Annotated in this window: 17 protein-coding genes; 8 read left to right on the top strand and 9 right to left on the bottom strand. The window is 65.7% G+C overall.

All coding sequences use genetic code 11. From position 1 onward, the window contains the following. Position 1: 1 nt before the first annotated feature. The 3 genes from QO015_RS06490 to QO015_RS06500 all read right to left on the bottom strand — a co-directional run bounded on the left by QO015_RS06490 (position 2) and on the right by QO015_RS06500 (position 3,645). Positions 2–1,012, bottom strand: coding sequence for an ABC transporter permease (locus QO015_RS06490; RefSeq protein ID WP_266280703.1), 1,011 nt, complete (start codon positions 1,010–1,012; stop codon positions 2–4). A gap of 6 nt (positions 1,013–1,018) precedes the next feature. Then, complete coding sequence (locus QO015_RS06495) at positions 1,019–1,909, bottom strand: ABC transporter permease (RefSeq protein WP_266280702.1); 891 nt, start codon at positions 1,907–1,909, stop codon at positions 1,019–1,021. 74 nt (positions 1,910–1,983) lie between these two features. Continuing rightward, positions 1,984–3,645 carry an ABC transporter substrate-binding protein gene (locus QO015_RS06500; protein ID WP_266280701.1) on the bottom strand — a complete coding sequence of 554 codons (1,662 nt, stop codon included), beginning with the start codon at positions 3,643–3,645 and terminating at the stop codon, positions 1,984–1,986. 392 nt (positions 3,646–4,037) lie between these two features. Between QO015_RS06500 and QO015_RS06505 the strand changes: the two genes are divergently transcribed. Further along, positions 4,038–5,093: an NAD(P)-dependent alcohol dehydrogenase gene (locus QO015_RS06505; RefSeq protein WP_266280700.1), complete on the top strand. Its 1,056-nt coding sequence runs from the start codon at positions 4,038–4,040 to the stop codon at positions 5,091–5,093. Positions 5,094–5,152: 59 nt separating this feature from the next. Here the strand turns inward: QO015_RS06505 and QO015_RS06510 are convergent, their stop codons facing one another. From QO015_RS06510 to QO015_RS06520, 3 genes are read right to left on the bottom strand one after another with little or no spacing between them, the layout of a single operon-like run. Next, positions 5,153–6,142: an ABC transporter permease gene (locus QO015_RS06510; RefSeq protein ID WP_266280699.1), complete on the bottom strand. Its 990-nt coding sequence runs from the start codon at positions 6,140–6,142 to the stop codon at positions 5,153–5,155. Beyond that, entirely contained in the window at positions 6,139–7,686 is a 1,548-nt protein-coding gene (locus tag QO015_RS06515) for a sugar ABC transporter ATP-binding protein (RefSeq protein WP_266280697.1), read from the bottom strand. The genes QO015_RS06510 and QO015_RS06515 overlap by 4 nt, the downstream gene beginning before the upstream one ends. Then, positions 7,686–8,822 carry a sugar ABC transporter substrate-binding protein gene (locus tag QO015_RS06520; RefSeq protein ID WP_266280694.1) on the bottom strand — a complete coding sequence of 379 codons (1,137 nt, stop codon included), beginning with the start codon at positions 8,820–8,822 and terminating at the stop codon, positions 7,686–7,688. Before QO015_RS06520 ends, QO015_RS06515 begins: the two co-directional genes overlap by 1 nt. Before the next feature lie 278 nt (positions 8,823–9,100). Between QO015_RS06520 and QO015_RS06525 the strand changes: the two genes are divergently transcribed. The 4 genes from QO015_RS06525 to QO015_RS06540 all read left to right on the top strand — a co-directional run bounded on the left by QO015_RS06525 (position 9,101) and on the right by QO015_RS06540 (position 12,369). Beyond that, on the top strand, positions 9,101–9,853 hold the full coding sequence (locus QO015_RS06525; RefSeq protein WP_266280692.1) for a GntR family transcriptional regulator: 753 nt from the start codon (positions 9,101–9,103) through the stop codon (positions 9,851–9,853). An 8-nt stretch (positions 9,854–9,861) separates the two neighbouring features. Next, positions 9,862–10,611, top strand: coding sequence for an SDR family NAD(P)-dependent oxidoreductase (locus QO015_RS06530; protein WP_266280690.1), 750 nt, complete (start codon positions 9,862–9,864; stop codon positions 10,609–10,611). A gap of 69 nt (positions 10,612–10,680) precedes the next feature. Continuing rightward, on the top strand, positions 10,681–12,042 hold the full coding sequence (locus QO015_RS06535; protein ID WP_266280688.1) for an acyclic terpene utilization AtuA family protein: 1,362 nt from the start codon (positions 10,681–10,683) through the stop codon (positions 12,040–12,042). A gap of 3 nt (positions 12,043–12,045) precedes the next feature. Then, on the top strand, positions 12,046–12,369 hold the full coding sequence (locus QO015_RS06540) for a DUF4387 domain-containing protein (RefSeq protein WP_266280686.1): 324 nt from the start codon (positions 12,046–12,048) through the stop codon (positions 12,367–12,369). A 66-nt stretch (positions 12,370–12,435) separates the two neighbouring features. On the opposite strand, the gene QO015_RS06545 is transcribed toward QO015_RS06540, so the two are convergent. Continuing rightward, positions 12,436–13,464: a zinc-binding dehydrogenase gene (locus QO015_RS06545; RefSeq protein ID WP_266282425.1), complete on the bottom strand. Its 1,029-nt coding sequence runs from the start codon at positions 13,462–13,464 to the stop codon at positions 12,436–12,438. 97 nt (positions 13,465–13,561) lie between these two features. Here QO015_RS06545 and QO015_RS06550 point away from each other — a divergent pair, with 97 nt between their 5' ends. The 3 genes from QO015_RS06550 to QO015_RS06560 are packed head-to-tail and all read left to right on the top strand — an operon-like array spanning position 13,562 to position 15,988. Further along, positions 13,562–14,308: an SDR family NAD(P)-dependent oxidoreductase gene (locus QO015_RS06550; protein WP_266280684.1), complete on the top strand. Its 747-nt coding sequence runs from the start codon at positions 13,562–13,564 to the stop codon at positions 14,306–14,308. Between the two features lie 43 nt (positions 14,309–14,351). Further along, positions 14,352–15,068, top strand: a complete 717-nt coding sequence (locus QO015_RS06555) for an isochorismatase family protein (protein WP_266280682.1) — start codon at positions 14,352–14,354, stop codon at positions 15,066–15,068. Continuing rightward, complete coding sequence (locus tag QO015_RS06560) at positions 15,065–15,988, top strand: polysaccharide deacetylase family protein (protein ID WP_266280679.1); 924 nt, start codon at positions 15,065–15,067, stop codon at positions 15,986–15,988. Before QO015_RS06555 ends, QO015_RS06560 begins: the two co-directional genes overlap by 4 nt. Positions 15,989–16,106: 118 nt before the next feature. Here QO015_RS06560 and QO015_RS06565 read toward each other — a convergent pair whose 3' ends face one another. Both QO015_RS06565 and QO015_RS06570 read right to left on the bottom strand, forming a co-directional pair. Beyond that, positions 16,107–16,259: a hypothetical protein gene (locus QO015_RS06565; protein ID WP_266282542.1), complete on the bottom strand. Its 153-nt coding sequence runs from the start codon at positions 16,257–16,259 to the stop codon at positions 16,107–16,109. Then, positions 16,256–17,095 (bottom strand): N-acyl homoserine lactonase family protein, encoded by an 840-nt coding sequence (locus tag QO015_RS06570; RefSeq protein ID WP_266280677.1) that lies wholly within the window; start codon positions 17,093–17,095, stop codon positions 16,256–16,258. Before QO015_RS06570 ends, QO015_RS06565 begins: the two co-directional genes overlap by 4 nt. Positions 17,096–17,097 lie beyond the last annotated feature (2 nt).

The raw sequence follows: 17,097 nt of genomic DNA on the forward strand, positions 1-17,097 counted from the left end.
CCTAGCCTCGCGTCCTCGGGTCGAGCATGAAATAGGCGAGGTCGACGAGGAGATAGACGACCAGCGAGAAGACGGCCGAGAACACCACGAAGCCGAGTACCGGATTGATGTCGGCGTTCAGCACGGCCTGAACGGCATACTGGCCGGCGCCGCCCCAGCTGAAGACGATCTCGACGAGCACGGCGCCACCGATCAGGAAGCCGTAGAGCACGCTGACGATGGTGACGATCGAGGGCAGCGAGGCACGGATCGCCTGGCGGCGCACCACCTTGCGCGGCAGGCCGCAGGTCTCGGCATAGCGGATGAAGTCCGATGCCTGCACCCGCAGCATCGTGGACTGCGTGACCTTGAGGATCGGCCCCGCATTGATGAGGCCGAGCGTCACGACGGGCAGCACGAGATGGCTGAGCACGGAGCGCAGCGCCTCGAAGTCGCCCGCGAGGAGGCTGTCGATGATCATGCTGCCGGTGACGAAGGGCGGGTTCGACAGCGCGATGTCCATGCGCCCGAGCGGCGGCGGCGCGATGCCGAGCACCGAATAAAAGAGATAGATCATCACGAGGGCGAGCCAGAAATCCGGAATGGCGCCGGCGAGCAGCCCGTAGAGATCGCCGGCCCGGCGCACGGGCCCGCTCCGCTCGGCCGCGGAGGCGATGCCGAGCGGCACGCCGATGACGAGCGCGAACCCGAGGCCGAGGGTCACGAGTTCCAGCGTCGCCGGGAAGCGCTCGAGGAGGTCGTCGAGGACCGGGCGCGTCGACTGCCACGAGATGCCGAGATCACCGCGCAGCACATGGCCGATATAGACGCCGAACTGCGTCACGATCGACTGGTCGAGCCCGAGCGAGGAGCGCAGCGCGGCCACCGATTCCGGCGTCGCGTTGGGGCCGAGCATCAGCACCGCCGGATCGCCGGGAATGAGCTTCACGAGGAAGAAGCCGACCATCAGGATGCCAAGCAGCTGCGGCACCACGAAGATGAGCCGGCGCAGGATGTAGCGGGCGAGCGCCATGTCCCCTCACCTCGCCTCTGCGCGGCGAACCGCCAGCCGCATCTGCGCCGGATCGGCGAGGATCTCGAGGCTGCTGCCGACGAGCGCGAAGCCGAACACCGTGATGCCGAGCGCGATGCCGGGCACCACCGAGGGCCACCACTGGCCGGTCGTCACGTTCTGGAAGCCTGTGGCGATCATCGATCCCCATTCCGGCGTCGGCGCGACCACGCCGGCGCCGACGAAGCTGAGGCCGGCTGTGAGCAGCACTGACCAGCCGATATTGATCGAGAGCTGGGCGAGCGCCGCGCCGATCGCGTTGGGCAGGATGTGGCGATGGAGGATCGCGAAATCGGAGGCGCCGGCGACAAAGGCGGCGTCGACATAGCGCATGCCGCGGATCGAGAGCACCTGGCTGCGCATCAGCCGCAGATAGATCGGGATGTTCACGAAGGCGATGGCGATCACGACGCTGACGATGCCCTGCCCGAACACCGCGACCAGCGCGATGGCGAAGACGAAGACGGGAAAGGCCTGCAGCACGTCGGCCGAGCGCATCACCGCGACGCTGAAGGCCGAGCGCAGGCGCGAGCGCTGCTCGTAATAGCCGACGACGGCGCCGAGCGGGATGCCGATCAGCGCCGAGAAGCCGGTGCCGAGAAGCGCGATGGTGAGATCGGTGCGCGGCGCGTAGAGGATGCGGCTGAAGATGTCCATGCCGGTATTGTCGGTGCCGAACCAGTGCTGCCAGCTGGGCGGCTGGAGATAGGCTTCCGGATTGGCGGTGACCGGGTCATAGGGCGCCAGCCATGGCGCCAGGATCGCGCAGGCCGCGACGGCGATGACGATGACATAGCCGACCGCGAAGAGCGGGCGCCATCGCAGGATCGCCGCCAGCGCCCGGAGCTGGCGGACCATGCCGGCCCCGGCCCTGCGCTGCGAGACAGGGGCGCCGGCGAAGGAGCCGGCGCCTTTCGATGTCGGGACCGCCGTCATGCCTTGACGGAGAAATCGGCGAAGTTGATCGAGTTCGAGGTGTAGTAGGTGAAGCCCTCGACCTTGTCGCGACGCGCCATGGTGAAGTTCGGCGAGGCGACGAACACCCAGGGCGCATCGGCCATCACGATCTTCTGGATCTCGAGCATCAGCTCGGTCCGCTTGGCGAGGTCGGTCATCTGCGAGCCGGCCTCGATCATCTCGTCGACCTTGGGGTTCGCATAGTTCGAATAATCGACGAAGGACTTCGAATAGAAGTAGAGCCGCAGCGCGAAGACCGGATCGGCGGTCCAGGGCGCATCGACGAAGAACAGCATCGGCAGCTTCTTCGCCGAGACCTCGTTGAAATAGGTGCCGGCCGGGACCTTCCGCAGCACGAGTTCGACGCCGATCTTGCGCAGCGAGCTCTGGAACAGGAGCGCGATCGGCTCCTGCACCGGATCGCCGGCATTGTAGGCGATTTCGACCTTGAAGCCGTCCGGCAGGCCCGCTTCCGCCAGCAGCGCCTTCGCCTTGTCGAGGTCGAGCGAATACTGGTCGAAGGCGTCGCTGTAGCCGGGATAGATCGAGGGCATGCAGCCCTTCATCGGGCTCGCGATGTTCTGGAACACCGAGGCGATCACCGCGTCGCGCGGGAAGGCGTAGTTCATCGCCTGGCGCACTTCGGGCTTGTCGAACGGCGCGACCTTGGCGTTGAGGATGATCCACATCATCGACGAGGCATCGACCGTCTCGATCTTGACGCCGGGTGCCTTGCCGAGCTGCTTGATCTCGAGCGGCTGGAGCGCCTGCGCGATATCGACGGCGCCGCCCTGCAGCAGCGCGGTGCGGGTCGCGGAGGTCGGCACCTCCTTGTAGATGATGGTGTCGATGGCTGGCTTGCCGAGATAGTAGTCCGGCCGCGCCGTGAAGACGGCCTGCTGGCCGCGCACCAGCGATTTGAGGCTATAGGGGCCGAAGCCGGCCGAGTTGCTCTCGAGGAACTTGCGCGCCCACGGGTCCTCGGCCGTCGCCATCTCCTTGCACTTCGTCGAGTCGAAGATGTTCGCATAGCGATGCGTCTGGATCTTCAACATGATCGGGTTGGGATGGGTCGGGTGGAACGAGACCGTGTAGCGGTCCTCGACCTTCACCGCGTCGGGCGAGGCGAGATCCATGAGCCCCACCTGGAAGCCGCCGATCGCGTTCAGCGCGAACTTGCGGTCCCAGGTCCACTTGACGTCTTCAGCCGTCAGCTCGTTGCCCCAGTTGCTCTTGACGCCCTTCCGCAGGCGCAGGCGCAGCATCATGCCGTCGGGCGCGACTTCCCAGCTCTCGGCAAGCCGCCCTTCGAGGTCGGCGTCGCCGGGCAGCGACGGATCGTCGACGATGTTCTCGCGCAGGACACCAGGCACCTTCGGGTCCGGGATCTTCTTGTAGGCGACGAGACTGTCATAGAGCTGGCCGATGGCGTCGATCGTGCCGAGGCTTCCGTCGAACTCGTTGTCGAGACTCTGCGGCGTGCCGGGCGCCGCCACGACCAGCGTGCCGGGCGTCGCGGCATGGGCCGCCGAGCCGCCGATCAGGTCGCCCGCCAGCGTGGACGCTGCGAACAGCGATGCAAGACGGAGCGTGTCGCGACGGGTGAGCGCCGTCGGCGCATTGGTGCCGTTGGTCATGTCTGGTCCCTGCTTTTCCTCTTGGCCCGTTGACGGCTCGATGACGGAAAGCGTCAGCGAAATCCTACAGACTGTCAACAGAAAACATAAATGATCGGACTGTTTGGGCGCCACGCTCTCGGAACCGATCGGTCAACCAGGCATAGCGATTGGCTTAATATGTTGATTATAATTGGATTTTTTGATTTTCTGTACTCGCGCATCAATGCGAAACAGGATTTCAAGAGCCCAATTTTCTGTCTACAAAATCGGGTATGTCCGGCTAAAGTGATCCGGCGGGTCCAGGCCCGCTGCCCGGCCAGCGCCAGCCCTCGGCGACGCGCTCCGGCGCGCTCCGGGAATGTCCGGAAATGTTGAAAAATGTTGACCAAACAGGATGCAGGGACAACGCGATGATCGATGCGCTCGGATATGCCGCCGAGGATGCCAATTCGCCGCTCCGGCCGTTCACCTTCCAGCGGCGTAGCCCCGGTCCCCGGGACGTCGAGATCGAGATCCTCTATTGCGGCGTCTGCCATACGGACCTGCATCAGAGCCGCAACGACTGGGGCAATGCGCTCTACCCCATGGTGCCCGGTCACGAGATCGTCGGCCGTGTCGTCTCGGTCGGCGCCGAGGCGGGCCGCTTCAGCGTCGGCGATATCGCCGGCGTTGGCTGCATGGTCGATTCCTGCCGCCATTGCCGCCCCTGCCGCAGCGCTCTGGAGCAGTATTGCGAGGAAATCCCGACCTGGACCTACAATGCCCGCGAGCGTGGCTCGGACCAGCTCGCCTTCGGCGGCTATTCCGACCGGATCGTGGTCGACGAGCATTTCGTGGTGCGGATTCCCCCCTCGCTCGACCTGAAGGCTGTCGCTCCCCTCCTCTGCGCAGGCATCACCACCTATTCGCCGCTGAAGCACTGGAAGGTCGGGCCCGGACAGAAGGTCGGCGTGATCGGCCTCGGCGGTCTCGGCCATCTCGGCCTTCGCTTCGCGAAGGCGCTCGGCGCCGAGGTGGTGATGATCACCACGTCGGAAGCGAAGGGCGCCGACGCGTTGCGTCTCGGCGCCGACGAGGTGCTGGTTTCGACTGACCCCGCCGCGATGGAGCGCCATGCGGGCAGCTTCGATTTCCTGCTGAGCACCGTGCCGGTCAGCCACGACGCCAACCCCTACATGGCTCTGCTGCGCCTTGACGGGACCATGGCTGTGGTGGGCGCGCTGACCCCGCTCGCGCCGCTGCTCGGCGGCCATCTCATCGCGGCGAGGCGCTCGATCGCCGGGTCCTCCATCGGCAGCCCGGCGGAAACGCAGGAGATGATGGATTTCTGCGCCGAGCACGGCATCGTCAGCGACGTCGAGGTGATCGACATCGCCGATATCAACGAGGCGTTCCGCCGTCTCGAAAAGGGCGATGTCCGCTATCGGTTCGTGATCGACATGGCCAGCCTCAAGGCGGCCGCCTGACGGCAGCAAAAAGGCCGGGCGCGTTGCGCCCGGCCTTGGGGACCCCGCTTGGCACGCTCTCAGAACTGCTGTTCGGCGCGGCCGCGCACAAGCTGCGACAGCACGACGGCCACCAGCAGCGCGCCGCCGTAGAACATCGATTGCACATAGGAGCTCATCCCCATGAAGATGAGCCCGGTGATGCCGACGACGAGGAAATAGACCGCGATCAGCGTGCCCCAGGCATTGAAGCGGCCGGGCGTGATCGCCGTTGAGCCGAGAAAGGCCGCGGCGAAGGCGGGCAGCTGGAAGGAAACGCCCGAGGACGGATCGGCGGCGCCCTGCGTGCCGCAATAGAGGACGCCCGCAACGGCGCCGAGCAGGCCCGAGGCGACCAGCGCCGCCCAGCGGACGCGGTCGGTGTTGATGCCGCTCAGCCGCGCGACCTCGCGCCCGCGTCCGACGAACAGCACCCGACGCCCCGCGGCCGTCCGCTCGAAGAAATACCAGATCACAAAGGCGAGCAGTACGGCGTAGTAGAAGACGATCGGGATGCCGAAGATGCGCTTCACGATCACATACTGCATGAGCGCGAAGTCGACGCCGCTGATGGTCTGGGCACCGCTGAACCAGACGGCGACGCCGGTCGCGAATGTCCCTGTGCCGATCGTCACGATCAGCGAGTGGATGCGGAAATAGGTGATCAGGAAGCCGTTGATCAGGCCGACGACGAGGCCCATGGCCAGCGCCGCGAGGATCGCCAGCCAGAGCGGCACGCCCATCTGCGCGTTGAGGACCGCGACGATGACCGAGGCGAGCGTCAGCACGCTGGCGAGCGACATGTCGAAGTCGTTGGCGGTCAGCGGGATGATCAGCGCCAGCGCCACGATGGCGAGGATCGCCTGGCTGCCGAGCATGCCGGAGATGTTGCCCCAGCTGAGGAAGGTGTCCGGGCGGATGGCTCCGAAAACCGCGACCAGGACGAGCAGGCCGAGAACGAGGCCGTAGCGTTCGAGCTGGAGGACGAGCTGCCGGGAACGGGGCGGAGAGCTGGAAACGGCGTTTGTCATGAGGCGGCTCGGAGAAGGGATGGGCTTTCGAGGCAGGCGCGCGCGATCTGGTCCTTGCTGACGTCGGCCCCTTCGAGGGTCCGGACCACGCGGCCGCCGGAGAAGATCAGCACGCGGTGGCAGAGGGCCGCGAGCTGTTCATAGTCGGAACTGGCGCAGATGACGGCCGCGCCGCCATCGGTCGACTTGCGGATCGCATCGAACACGCGCTCGCGCGCCCCGACATCGACGCCTTGGGTCGGCTCGTCCAGGAGAATGAGCTTCGGACCCGTCTGCAGCCATTTGGCGAGCACCACCTTCTGGGCATTGCCGCCCGAAAGCGACGACAGCGGCTGGTGCGGCCGGTTGGGCGAGACGCCGAATGTCTCGCCGAGCTCCAGCGCCAGGTTGCGCATCGCCGCGCGGCGGACGTTCCAGCGACTGAGCCGCGAGCCGAGCACCGGCATCGTGACATTGTCCTCGATCGGCAGCACGCCGATCGCCGCCTTCTCGTTGCGGTCGCCGGGAATGAGCACCATGCCGGCCCGGATCGAGGCTGCCGGATCATGGGCCGGGATATGGCTGGTCGTGCCGCCGAGCGTGAGCGTGCCTGCCCTCGCCGGCAGCGCGCCATAGAGAAGATAGTTCACCTGCTCGAAGCCGGAGCCGAGCAGGCCAGTCATGCCGACGATCTCGCCGGCCTTGAGATCGAGATCCAGCGCCTCGACGCCGCCGCCCGCGAGCCGGCTGATGCTGGCGAGGCCGGGCGCGCCGGCGGGCAGACGGGGAGCGCCGGAGGTCTGCGTCAGCTTGCGGCCGACGATGAGTTCGATGATCTGCTGGCGACTGCAATCCTTGGTATCGACCGTCCCGGTATTGCGTCCGTCGCGCAGGATCGTCGCCCGGTCGGTGATTTCCTGCACCTCGTCGATATCGTGCGAGACGAAGAGCACCCCGGCGCCCGTCGCCGCGATCTGGCGCACCAGTTCGAACAGCTTCTGGACGTCCCGCTTCGGCAGGAAGGGGGTTGGCTCGTCGAGGATCAGCACGCCGCCATCGCGGCCGGACGAGCGGAGGTCCTCGACGGCGCGGATGATGGCCACCATCGCCCGCTCCACCGCCGCGAGGCGCGAAAGGGGCAGCGCCGGGTCGATGTCGAGGCCGTAGCGCGCGAAGGTGGCAGCCGCCTTCTCGCGCTTCGCCCGCCACGAGATGGCGACTTCGCGCGACGCGCTCAGTTGAGACAGTTCCAGGTTCTCGACGACGCTCAGGGAGGGGATAAGGCCGAGATGCTGGTGGACGATGCTGATGCCGAGTGCCTGCGACCGTCCGGACGGGAGCGGCAGCGAAACCGGCCGCCCGCCGAGAATGAGTTCCGCGCCGGGATCGGGAGCGTGATACCCGGCGAGAATCTTGATGAAGGTGGACTTGCCACAGCCGTTCTGGCCGAGGAGGCCGTGAATCTCGCCCTTCCTGAGGGTCAACGAGACGTCGTCGAGCGCCCGGTGGCCACCAAAGGTCTTCGAAAAGTGAAGAGCTTGCAGACCCATGGCCTCCTCGGTCATCAGTTCAGCATCCAGAGCTTCTTGTAGCCTTCGACATAGGCGTCGCCGTAGCCCTTCGAGAGTTCGGGCGGCGTGCCGGCTTCAGCGGCGTTGTTCGCATCGAACAGATAGAACGGAATGAACGGATCATCGACGGGCTCGAGGCCGCAGACCCGCCGCATGTTGGCGTCGAGCACGGCATGGGCGATCCAGTTGAGGTTCTCGCCGATCGTCATGTCGACCTGGCCGTTCTGGATCAGGCTGATCGCGCCCGGCGTGCCGTTGAAGCCGTTGATCAGCACGCGGTCCTGCGCGCCGGCCAGGATCACGCCCGGAACGACGAACTGGGTCATGCCGTCATAGATGGTGATGATGTAGTTGATCGACGGATCGGCCGTGAGCGCCGACTGGACGGTCGGCGTCAGGCGCGTCGCCCAGTCCGCCGGCGGCACGTTGACGGTCGTGCTCTTGCAGCTCGGGCACTTCTCGAGCTCTTCCTTGATGCCGGATTCGATCAGGCCGGTCGCGAGCGGTCCGGTGGCGATCAGCACCAGCGCATTGAGATTGCCCTCGCGCTTCACGATGGCCCAGTCGGCCAGGATGTTGCCGACGGTGCGGTAGTCGACGACGGCATCGCCATCGACATATTTCAGCATCTCGTCGCGCTGCTCCTTGCCGCTGTTGTGCGAGGCGATGACCGGGATGCCGGCCTCCTTGGCCGCGAGGACCTGCGGCACGAGCGTGCGCGGATCGGCGCCGGCGAGCAGGTCGATCAGGTTGACCTTCTCGGTGATGCCGGCATTGATGCCCTGCGCCCACTGCTGGCTGGTGCCCTGGTTCTCCCAGATGATGAACTTGAAGCCGAGCTGGTCGGCAATCGACTTCATTTCCTTCTCGATCGCCGCCGTGAAGGTGTTCTCGCTCGAGACCGGGATCGAGAGGATGCTCTTGCCCGCCATGCACTGCTTGGCGTCGAACGCCGGCCCGGCCGCCTTGAACACCGGCTTCTGCTGGAAGCGCGCCAGATTGTCCTTGAAGGGCTGCAGATCGAGCGTATCAGCCGCCGCCGGCTGCGCCATCACGCTTGCCGCCACCCCGAACGTCATGGCGGCGAAACCCAGAGCGAGCCTCGCCAGTCTTCCCTGCTGTCGTGTCATTTCGACCCTCTTGTTGCGTCACTGCCGAAACCAAGATAAATGGGTTTCTGTATGCAGTCTACAGAATGGCTTTCCGATTGGAAGCGGTTTTTGAATGACTCGGGCGGTTCGAGCCGACGGAACGTCAGGGCGCCGCTGTTATCGCGGTGCCGTCATGCCGGATAGCCTTCGTGGTCGACGGAATCCCGCGTACAGTCGACGCTCGCCAGTAAAACGTGTATTGGACCGGCTGGACATTTCAGCCCGCCAGACATTCGGACCATCGAGGAAGGTTTCACGTGACGCCCATCGACAGCCAACCGGCCGACGGCGAAGACCTGGCAGTTCCCGCCCAGGTGGCGCTGACCGAGCAGGTCGTCCAGAAGCTGATCAACGCGATCGTCGGCGGAACTCTGAAGCCTGGCGACCGGTTGATCGAGACCAAACTGGCAGCGCGCCTCGGCGTCAGCCGGGGTCCCTTGCGCGAAGCGCTCAAGATCCTCGCCGGCCAGGGCCTTGTTCAGACCAGCATGGGCCGCGGCACCCGGGTCGCTCAGCTCACGGCCGAGGAAGTGGAGAACATGTCGCTGCTGCGCGCGCTCCTGGAAGGGCTCGCCGCGCGCCAGTTCGTCGCCGCCGCTACACCTGAATCGCTCGCCGGCATCCGCAAGATCTACGAGGACATGGTGAGCGCCGCCGAGAGCGGCGACGAGACCGCCTATCGCGACCTCGATTCGAAGTTTCACGAAGCGGTCGTGATCGGCTCGGGTAACCGCTTCCTGCTCTCGAGCTGGCGGTCACTGCGGACGCTGCTCTACGCCTATCTCGCCAAGAGCGCGCTCTATCACGACGAGCCAGCCGATGTCGCCCGACGTCACGGCGCCTTCCTGAAAGTGCTCGAATCAGGCGATCCGGGCGAGGCGGAGGCGCTGTTTCGTAGCGTCATCCTTCTGAAGGCCTACCAGAACATCAACAAGCCGATCCCGAGCTCGACCATGAGCTACATCACGCGCGACGTCCGCAAGGACGGCGCCATCATCAAGCTGGATTGAGGCCGATCATGCCATCCGCATCCAAGGTCGCCCTTGTCACCGGGGCGCAGCAGGGTATCGGCCGCGCGACCGCGCTGACGCTCGCGCAGCAGGGTTACGACCTCGCTCTTCATTTCCTGGACGATGAGGCTGCTGTCGTAGCGCTCGGCGAGGAAATCACGGCCCTCGGCCAACGCACCAGCCGCCACCGCGCCGATCTCGTCGATACCGGCGCCGCGCAGCGCCTCGTCGAGGAGGCTTTCGAGACGCATGGTCGGCTCGATGGCGTCGTCAACAATGCCGGCATCTTCCACCGCGCCACACTCGACGAACTGACGGTCGGGCTGTGGGACCTCACGCTCGACGTCAACCTCCGCGCGGCGACCTTCGTTATCCAGGCGGCCGTGGCGCAGATGCGCCGCACCGGCACCCGTGGCGCCATCGTCAATGTCTCGTCCGTGGCGGCATTCGGCACGGCGCGCGGCATCCACTACAGCGCCAGCAAGGGCGGCCTCGACGCGATGACCCGCGCGGCCGCGCTCGATGTCGCTCGCGACGGTATCCGCATCAACGGGGTCGCGCCGGGCATGGTGCTGACGGCGCAGGCGCTCGAGGGCGATGCACGCGAGGAGCTCGAGCGCATCGCCGCGGCGACCGTGGCGGGACGCATCGGCCGGCCCGAGGAGATCGCCGCGGTGATCGCTTTCCTACTCTCGGACGCCGCCAGCTTCATCAACGGCGAGGTCATCCAGGCGAACGGTGGCGCACGAATGGGGTGATGCACGCCGCGCATTGACTTCTGTAGACAGTCTACTGGATAATGCGAGTCCTATTGAGGAGTTCGCATTGTGACAGAGGTTCGCCTCCTTTCGACGACTGCCATTCTCGGCTACGGCTTTCCCGAAGATTCGCTGAAGCGCGGCATGGCCCGCAACCCTCACCTGATCGGCGCCGATGCCGGCAGCGTGGACCCCGGCCCGTATTATCTCGGATCAGGCAAGAGCTTCGCCTCGCCGCGCGCCATCAAGCGCGACCTTCAGCTCATGCTGCGCGCCTCGGCGGAAACGGGCGTCCCCGTCGCCATCAGCACAGCGGGTGGCGCGGGCGGCGCGCCGCATCTCGAGGCGACGGCGGAGCTTGCTCGCGAGATCGCCCGCGAGGACAAGCTCGATTTCAAGATGGCGCTGATCGGTTCCGAGCAGGACAAGGCGTTCCTCGCGAGGAAGGCGGCCGAGGGCAAGACCCGCGCCCTCGCCGGCCTGCCGGCGCTCGGCGGCGAGACCATCGAACGCGCGACCCGCATCGTCGGCCTGATGGGTCCGGAGCCCTATATGGCGGCGCTCGACGCGGGAGCGCAGGTGATCATCGGCGGTCGCAGCACGGATCCGGCGCCCTGGGCGGCGGCCGTCATCCGCGCAGGTCTGGGCCAGGCCGAGGCCTGGTATGCCGGCAAGATGCTCGAATGCGGCGCCGAGCCGGCCCTACCCAAGAAGGAGGACTGCCTCTTCGTGACGGTGACTGAGGGCGGCGTCGAATGCGAGCCGACCAACCCGATCCGCCGCTGCACGCCCATGTCGGTCGCGAACTTCGCCCTGCATGAGAATTCCAGCCCAGTGCGCCATGTCGAGCCAGGCGGCGTGCTCGACACGACCGACTGCATCTTCGAGGCGGTGAGCGACCGCGCCGTGCGCATCTCCGGCATGCGCTGGGAGCCTTCGGACCGGTTGACCATCAAGCTCGAGGGTGTCGAACTCGTCGGCTACCGGGCGGTCGCGATCTGCGCCACGCGCGATCCGGTCCTCATCGCGACCATCGATCCCTATCTGGTCCGGGTCCGCGAGATCGTCGCGGAAAAGACGAGCGCCTTCGGCATCGCCGCCGCCGACTACGAGCTGGTGATCCGCGTTTATGGTCGCGACGGCGTCATGGGTGCGCTCGAGCCCTACAAGGGGCCGCTCGGACACGAACTCTGCTTCGTGATCGAAGCGATCTGCCCGACGCAGGAACAGGCGTCCGCCGTCATCGCCATCGCCCGCACCACGATGCTGCATTCGGACTTTCCCGGCCGCCTCTGCAAAGAGGGCAACATGGCGATCCCGTTTTCGCCGTCGGACCTCGAGGCCGGCGCAATGTATCGCTTCAGCGTCTTTCACACGGTCGAAGTCGACACGCCGACCGAAATGTTCCCGATCCGCTACGAGAAAGTCTAGTCGATGGCCTCCATCGCTTCCATCGCTCAGGTCTGCAAGAGCAAGAATGCCGGTCCCTTCTTCTTCACCATCGACGTGGTGTTCGAGAAGAAGGAGATGTTCGAGCGCGTCCGCAGCACCAATGTCCTCAACGCGCAGCTCTTCGCCGACCTCTACAAGGTTGATCTCGCCGACGTGCAGTTCACCATCTATCCGGCTGCGCTCGCCTTCAAGGCGACGGTGCCCCGCCGCATCCCGGCCGGCGAGATCGGCGACAGCGACGTCTATGGCGCGCAGCAGCACGCGCCGCTCCTCGCCGTGGACATCCCGATCAACGACCTGAACTAGGCTTCCATCTCAACCGACGCCGATCACGATGATGGCCGGGGCGCACAGCGCCCCGGCCTTTTTTCGTCACGGCTGAAGGACGATGCGGCCGAAGAAGTTCCGGCTCTCCATGAGCGCCTGCGCCTCGGCGGCGGCGCTCAGTTCGAACACGTCGTGGATCACCGGCTTCAGATCGCCCCGCGCCATCAGGTCGAGCACGGTCGCGGCGATCTCGCGGGTGAAGCGACCGCAGCCCATCACGGTCAGATGACGGCGGAAGAAATCGATCATGTCGATGTCGACGACCTCGCCGCCATGAGCGCCGATCGAGGCGATGCGGCCGCCATCGGCGAGCGCCTTGATGGTCCCCTTGAGGATGTCGCCGCCGACGCCGTCGAAAGCGAGATCGACGCCGCGGCCGTTGGTGAGGCGCATGACGCCCTCAGCGAGGTCTTCCTCGCGATAGTTTACGACGTCATGGGCACCGAGCGCCTTGACCTTGTCGATCTTGTCAGCCGCGCCGACGCTCGCGATCACGCGCGCCCCTGCGAGCCGCGCGACCTGGACGGCATGCGAGCCGACGCCGCCCGCCGCGGCATTGATGAGCACCGTCTCGCCGACGCGGATCCTTGCCGTGGCAACCAGCGCCTCCCAGGCGGTCGCGAACGGCACCATCGACGCGGCGGCATCGACGAAGGACAGCTTCTCAGGCAGGGCGATCAGCTGCGTCTGGCGAACCTTCAGCTTCTCGGCATAGCCGCCCCAAACATCGACGCCGAGAATCTGCACGTTGAGGCAGATATTCTCGCGGCCCTCGCGGCAATTGACGCAGTGGCCGCAGGCCAGCACGAAATGCGGCGATACGCGATCGCCGACCTTCCAGCGCGTGACGTCCGGCCCGATCGCCGCGACCTCGCCGGCCGCATCGACGCCCATGACATGGGGCAGCGGCTGCGTCACGCCGAAGACGCCGCGCCGGACATCAATGTCGCAGTGATTGAGTCCCGACGCCCGCACGCGGACGACGACCTCGTCCTTGACCGGCTCGGGATCGCCGACATCCTGATAGCTCAACTGGTCCGTGCCGCCATAGGCCTTGAGCACCACCGCCTTCATAGCCACCTCGCATGCTGAATCCGAATTCTGTCTTCTGTAGACAATTTTTGGGGCGTGGTATAGACGGATACGACGATCGTTGGAGAGTGGATCCGATATGACCGACTTGAGCGGAAAAGTCGCCGTGGTGACGGGTGCGGGCAGTGGCATCGGCAAGGGTGTCGCGATGACCCTCGGCAAGGCCGGCGCGGCGATCGGCGTGCTCGATCGGAATGCGGCCTCTGCCGAGGCGGTGGCCGCGGGCCTGCGCGAGGCGGGCGTCGCGGCGATCGCCGTGGTGGCCGACGTCGCCGATGTCGCCATGGTGGAAGCGGCTTTCGCAAAGGTCGTCGCGGAATTCGGCGAGATCGACATCCTCTTCAACAATGCCGGCATCGACAATTCGGTCGACCTCGTCGACATGGAGCCCGATGTCTGGGACGAGATGATCCGCGTCAACCTGCGCAGCCTCTATGTCTGCACGCGCGCCGTGCTGCCTGCGATGAAGCGCAAGGGCTGGGGCCGCATCATCAACACCGCCTCGCAGAGTGCCTACAAGGGCGCGCCGGGCATGGTGCACTACTGCGCGACGAAGGCGGGCGTGCTCGGCTTCACCCGCGCGCTCGCCTATGAGGTGATCGGCGACGGCATCACGGTCAACGCCATCGCGCCTGGTCCGATCGACACGCCGATCAAGGATACGCTGCCGCCGGAATGGGTGAAGGCCAAGGTCGAGGGGACGCCGATCCGCCGCTTCGGAACGGTCGACGAGGTCGCCCCGACCGTGCTGCTGCTGGCCGGCGACGGCGGCGCCTACTATGTCGGCGCCTGCCTCAACATGAACGGCGGCGACCACATGGCCTGAGTGCGGCCGGCCGCATCATCGAGACGTTTTCCGGGAGTTCAAAGTGACCGATACTGACTGGCGCGACCTCCTCTCCGAGAATGATCGCGCGGTACTCGCGCGGGGACAGTGGGCCCAGCGCGCCGGCTACGGGCAGCGGCCGGCGCTCATCATAGTCGATGCCCAGAACTATATGACGGGTATTCCCGGTGCAGCGGACAATGCGGAGAAGTTTCCGCTCTCCTGCGGAGCGGCCGGCTTCGCCGCCGTCGAACGGATCGCCGAGCTGCAGGCCGCGTGCCGGGCCAGCGGCGTTCCGGTCTTCCAGACGCGCTTCATCGTCAATCCGAATGCCGACGATTGCGGCATGTTCCACCGCAAGGTCGGCGTCGGCGCAGGGCGCAGCGAGAACCTCTATTTCGCCGGCACGTTCGGCGCCGAGATCGTCGAGACGCTGAAGCCGCGGCCCGACGAGATCGTCCTCGACAAGAAGAAGAAGTCGGCCTTCTACGGGACCCCGTTGCTGTCGCTTCTGATCGACGCGCGGGTCGATACCTGCATCGTCGTCGGCGGATCGACGTCGAACTGCGTGCGCGCCACGGCGATCGACAGCGAGCAGAACAACTTCTTCACGATCATCCCCGAAGAGGCGGTGTTCGACCGGATCGACATCTCGCATCGGATCAGCCTGTTCGACATGAACCGCTTCTGCGGCGATGTCGTGCCTCAGGCGGAAGTCCTTTCCTATCTCGCCGGCATCGGCAGCAAGGGCGCGACATGAGCGTGTTTCGCCCCTTCGAGGAAACCGCCGTTCCCGGTCCGCGTCGCGATCTCGTCGGCTATGGGCGGACCGTCCCGTCGAAGCCACTGCCGAATGGCGGGCGGGTCGCCGTCAGCTTCGTCATCAACTACGAGGAAGGGTCGGAATATGCCCATCCCAATGGCGACGGCCGCAACGACGGAATGACGGAGTCGCTCTACGCGATGGATCCGCAATATCGCGATCTCTGCGCCGAGTCGGTCTACGAATATGGCTCGCGCGTCGGCATCTGGCGGCTCGAGCGGCTGTTCTCGTCGCGGAACATCCCGCTTACCTTCTTCGCGAGCGCCGTGGCGCTGGAGCGCAACCGCGAGGTTGCCGCCTGGATCGTCGAGAAGGGCCACGAGCCATGCTCGCACGGCTGGCGCTGGGAAGAGGTCTGGAAGCTCGATCGCAACGAGGAGGCCGACCATATTCGCCGCGCCATCGCCTCGTTCGAGGAGACCTGCGGCCAGCGGCCGCTCGGCTGGTATTGCCGCTATGGCGCCTCGGTCAACACGCGCGAATTGCTCGTCGAGGAAGGCGGCTTCGAATACGATTCGGATGCCTACAACGACGACCTCCCCTATTGGGTGACGGTCTCGGGCAAGAAGCATCTCGTCGTCCCCTATTCGGCGACCTACAACGATGCGCGCTTCAGCCTGCTGCCGAGCTATGGCTCGCCGGCCGACTTTCTCGATAATCTGAAGCGCGGCTTCGACCTCCTGTGGGAGGAAGGCGAGACCAGTCCGCGCATGATGTCGATCGGCCTGCACCCGCGCATCATCGGCCAGGCCAGCCGCATCCACGCGCTGCGCGAGTTCATCGACTACGCGATCGACCGCGGCGGCGCCGAGTTCATGCGTCGCATCGACATCGCACGCTGGTGGAAGTTGGCCTGAACAAGGTGGTCCCATCGGAACGCCTGATTGGCCGGCACCTCGACTGCCTCCTCCCAGGATGGCAGTCGTTCACGATGGCCCTGCGGCGCCTCAATGCCTTGAGGCGCTTCGCAAAGCGCTAGAGCATGAGGAAGACGACCGGCGTCGTGACGAGCGTCAGGATCGGGCTGACAACGAGGCCGCCGACACTGGCGTAGCCGAGCCGATGGAGCAGCTCCGAGCCTGTGCCTGTTCCTCCAGCTGCCGCCTGAGCCCTGGTAACGGCCGTCAAGCAGCCTTCACGATCCGGAAGCCGTCGATCTCCTCGACGATCGGCAGCCCTGCCCATCGCTTCGTATCGTGCAGGATGATGAGTCGGTCGAGATCGCCACCGATCTCGGTATTGATCCTGTCGATCGTCTTGAGCTGGTCCCAGGTGCTTCCGACGGCGTTGGCGAGCGGCACATAGACGCCGTCGTGGTTGTGGCCGCAGATATTGGCGGTCGTGTAGATGCAGTCGCCGGCCACCACCAGACGGCCCCTCGCGGTCTCGAGGATAATGAATTGCTGGCCGATCGTGTGGCCTGGACCGGTGCGCACATGCAGACCGGGAAGAAGATTGTCGCGGTCACCATCCACGAGGTCGAGACGGTGTTCGATCGAGGCGTCGAAGGCCCGGCGCATATCGTCCGGATTGATGATCGCCGTGAGGGCCCCGAACCGCGGCGGCAGCGCAAGCAGTTCGACCCAGCTCAGGATCTCATGCTTCTGCACATGGATCATCGCATTCGGGAACTTTCCGATCGAGCCCATATGGTCGAAATGCGCGTGGCTGAGGACGATGTCGGTGACGTCCCCCGCCTCCACGCCTAGCGCCTTGAGCATCGTCAGCGGCGAGATCCAGTCGGGGATGCCGAACTTCTCGCTGAACGCGGCGCCGCTGCCTTCACGCATGAAGCCGGTATCGATCAGGACAACCCGGTCGCCACGTCGCGCCAGCACAAAGGAGAAGGGCAGATCGACGACGCCAGCGTCGTGCGCCCCGAGGATCAGCCCGGCGACAAGTTGGTCCTTCGAGCGCGCGAATTCGAGGACATGAACGTCCCAGAGAGCCTGTCCATCTGTCATCG

This window comes from Kaistia geumhonensis (assembly GCF_030815145.1).
Lineage (GTDB): Bacteria > Pseudomonadota > Alphaproteobacteria > Rhizobiales > Kaistiaceae > Kaistia > Kaistia geumhonensis.

Coding starts and splice junctions, on each gene's coding strand:
- QO015_RS06495 (WP_266280702.1), bottom strand. CDS start 1,909: ATGGTCCGCCAGCTCCGGGCGCTGGCGGCGATCCTGCGATGGCGCCCG.
- QO015_RS06505 (WP_266280700.1), top strand. CDS start 4,038: ATGATCGATGCGCTCGGATATGCCGCCGAGGATGCCAATTCGCCGCTC.
- QO015_RS06510 (WP_266280699.1), bottom strand. CDS start 6,142: ATGACAAACGCCGTTTCCAGCTCTCCGCCCCGTTCCCGGCAGCTCGTC.
- QO015_RS06500 (WP_266280701.1), bottom strand. CDS start 3,645: ATGACCAACGGCACCAATGCGCCGACGGCGCTCACCCGTCGCGACACG.
- QO015_RS06515 (WP_266280697.1), bottom strand. CDS start 7,686: ATGACCGAGGAGGCCATGGGTCTGCAAGCTCTTCACTTTTCGAAGACC.
- QO015_RS06545 (WP_266282425.1), bottom strand. CDS start 13,464: ATGAAGGCGGTGGTGCTCAAGGCCTATGGCGGCACGGACCAGTTGAGC.
- QO015_RS06490 (WP_266280703.1), bottom strand. CDS start 1,012: ATGGCGCTCGCCCGCTACATCCTGCGCCGGCTCATCTTCGTGGTGCCG.
- QO015_RS06530 (WP_266280690.1), top strand. CDS start 9,862: ATGCCATCCGCATCCAAGGTCGCCCTTGTCACCGGGGCGCAGCAGGGT.
- QO015_RS06570 (WP_266280677.1), bottom strand. CDS start 17,095: ATGACAGATGGACAGGCTCTCTGGGACGTTCATGTCCTCGAATTCGCG.
- QO015_RS06520 (WP_266280694.1), bottom strand. CDS start 8,822: ATGACACGACAGCAGGGAAGACTGGCGAGGCTCGCTCTGGGTTTCGCC.
- QO015_RS06550 (WP_266280684.1), top strand. CDS start 13,562: ATGACCGACTTGAGCGGAAAAGTCGCCGTGGTGACGGGTGCGGGCAGT.
- QO015_RS06560 (WP_266280679.1), top strand. CDS start 15,065: ATGAGCGTGTTTCGCCCCTTCGAGGAAACCGCCGTTCCCGGTCCGCGT.
- QO015_RS06540 (WP_266280686.1), top strand. CDS start 12,046: ATGGCCTCCATCGCTTCCATCGCTCAGGTCTGCAAGAGCAAGAATGCC.